The organism is Pirellulales bacterium, from assembly GCA_019694455.1.
Lineage (GTDB): Bacteria > Planctomycetota > Planctomycetia > Pirellulales > JAEUIK01 > JAIBBY01.
Map to the genome: position 1 here is coordinate 1 of JAIBBY010000128.1, position 2867 is coordinate 2867.

The following is a 2867-nucleotide window of genomic DNA, read 5'->3' on the forward strand; positions in this document are numbered from 1 at the left end:
TATTGGAACAACGGCCTGGCATGACCGGCCACGGCCTGGAAACCGATGAGGCGATCACCGAGCTAGTCGCACGGGGCGGCCAAGTGAAGGCAGGACATGCCGTCTTCACAGGGCACAACTCGGTGGCCGTGCATGGGCGTGACGTGTGTTTCGAGCGCGGCCTGTTGGCGCTGGAAGCGGTCGAAATTGAATCGCCCACGGCGAACGTCTGGACGCACGACAATTGGCACTGTCAGGGCGACTTGCCGGCGCGAGTGGCAGTGGTCGGTGACGACAGCAAGGCGCTCGAGTTGGCGCAGGCGCTGGCTCGGGCAGGATGTCAGACGCATTGGGTAGCCGAGCAACTTCGCTTGGCGGACCAGGCGGGGAACGAGGCTCAATCGTTGGTGCTGGCCGGTCTGGGTCGCGACGGCGTAAGAACGCATATGGGTTATCGTGTGGCAGGCGACGAGCGTGTCGGCCCAGCGCGGATCGTGACGATCGCGGGGGCAGGCGGACAGCAGAAGCTGCTCGTCGATCAGGTCATTTGCGATCCGCCGCGCGAGGTGAAACTTGACCGGATGGCGCTGGCGGCCGCTGGCATCATCTGCGAGTCGGGTCGGATTGTCGTCGATGCGCGGCTGCGCACTACCAATGGCCGGATATTTGCGATTGGCCCTGCTTGCGGCCACGAGCCAGGGGCCGAGGGGGCGCTGGTGGAACGGTTCGTTGGCGGACAGAGCGCCCGCCGAAGTAGTGACAGCGCAAATTGCAACATCGTTTGGACTGATCCGCAGGTGGCGCATATCGGGCGCACGTCGGGTACCGTTGGCGGCGAGCGAATCGTGATCACGCAGGCCGATCTGGGATTGGCCGACGCGGATCCGCTACGCTGCGAGGCGCACTGGCGGAGCGAATCGGGTTCGCTGGCGGCGATCATCGTGATCGCGCACGATGCCGCGGAACTGGCGACACCGCTGTCGCTACTTTTGACCGGCGCGCTCGATTGCGACGATGTGGTCGCGTCCACCTTGCCGGCAGGCCGTTCGGGCCGGCTCTTGTCGGCGCTGGCCGCGCGGATTCTGGCGCTTCGTTTGCAGGGCGCCGGGCGACATGAGCCCTGGTGGTCGCGTACCGCCTAGCTGCCCGTTGAATCCTTCAACAGCCTGCTAGCGCACGGGCGTGGTATCATTGACGTGAGAGATTGGTCTTTTGCGCTGCGCGCCTGGCAAACGAATTGGTTGCTGATGAGCCCATCGGAACTTGCAAATCTGGAGCTGTTGGCAGAGGTTGATTCGCTGACGGCGCGGCTCAACGATTGGTCAGATCGCGCACCCCGCTGGCCCGCCGCGCAGCATGCCGCGGCGCTGGCGCACCGGCTGGCCGACCGCGCCAGTCATTTGCGCGCGCGGCTCGAAGCGCCGCTGGTGGTGGCGATGCTCGGTGGCACCGGAACGGGCAAGAGCACACTGGTCAACGCGCTGGTGGGCGCCGAGGTGACACAGGCGGGGCGCGAACGGCCAACGACACGGCGGCCGACCTTGATCTGCCACACCAAGCATGCGCCGGCCGAGTTTGGCTTTGCGGCAGACATGCATGTGGTGCAGCGCGAACTGGACACGCTGCGGCATTTTGCGCTGGTGGACTGCCCTGACCCGGACACAACCGAGGACGCCGCGGCAGGCGAGACGAACCTGGCACGGCTGCGCAAGCTGCTGCCGCACTGCGATGTGCTGATCGTCACCTCGACGCAGCAGAAGTACCGCAGCGCGCGGGTGCTGGCCGAACTGGCCTCGGCGGCGCCGGGAGCGCGGCTGATCTTTGTGCAGACGCACGCCGACTCCAGCGACGACATTCGCAAGGATTGGCGCGCCATGCTCGCGCCCGACTATCGCGTGGGCGAAATGTTCTTTGTCGATTCGGTGGCCGCATCCGAGCGGGCGGAGAGCGGGCTGCCACCGGAGGGAGATTTTTTGCGGCTGTTGGAACTGCTCGACAGCGAACTGGCCGGCACCGCCGCGCAGCGCATTCGCCGGGCGAATTTTCTGGACCTGGTCGCCGACACGCTGACGGCGTGCCAAACGCGGCTCGACCAGGCGATGCCGCCGGTCGCGCAGCTCGAAACGGCTCTCACCGAGCAGCGCGCGCGGGTCACAGCCCGGTTTGTCGCCTCGCTGCGCGACGAGTTGCTCAAAAGTCAACGCCCTTGGGAGAATCGCCTGCTGGCCGAAGTCACCAGCCGCTGGGGGTTCAGCCCGTTTTCTCTGGTGCTGCGGGCGTACGCCGGGCTGGGAGGCATCTTATCGGGCTGGGCGCTGTTTCGAGCGCGGACGCCGGCGCAAATCGCCTTGTGGGGTGTGTTTGAAGGGGGTCGCGTGCTGCGCCGTCGGCAGCAGGATCGCAGCGCGGAGCAAACCGCCGACCGGGCGGTAGCCAGCACAATCGAACAAGACGAGCTGCGCACCGCGGCGATCATTGTGGACGGGTACGCCACCGAGGCGGGTTTGGCGGTGGCGGTCACCGAGCCAGACGCCTTGGCGCGCGAGTCGCGACAAGCGGCGACGGCGTTCATTGGATCGGCCTCGGCCGAGTTGGATCGGTCAGTCAGCCGGTTGGCCGAGCGGCATGCGGGCTGGCTGATTCGCTGGTGGTACGAACTACTGCTGGGCGCGATGTTGGCGATCTTGCTGTCGAGAATGGCGAAAAACTTCTTTTACGACTCCTGGCTCGCCCCGCAGCCAACTCCGGTGCTGGGGATCGATTTTTACATCGCGGCGGGCATCTGGCTGTGGCTGTGGTGCACGATCTTGGTGTGGGCGTTCACGCGGCGGTTGCGACGCGGCATTCAGGGCGAAGTGACGGCGCTGGCCGAGCGATGCGTGAAACCG

2 protein-coding genes are annotated in these 2867 nt (G+C 66.1%); both read left to right on the plus strand.

Going from position 1 to position 2867, the window contains the following annotated elements:
- Positions 1–1121 (plus strand): FAD-dependent oxidoreductase (locus tag K1X71_21200; protein ID MBX7075667.1); only part of this gene is annotated, 1121 nt, incomplete at its 5' end.
- 105 nt (positions 1122–1226) lie between these two features.
- Positions 1227–2867: GTPase domain-containing protein (locus tag K1X71_21205; protein ID MBX7075668.1), on the plus strand; the 1641-nt coding region annotated here is incomplete at its 3' end.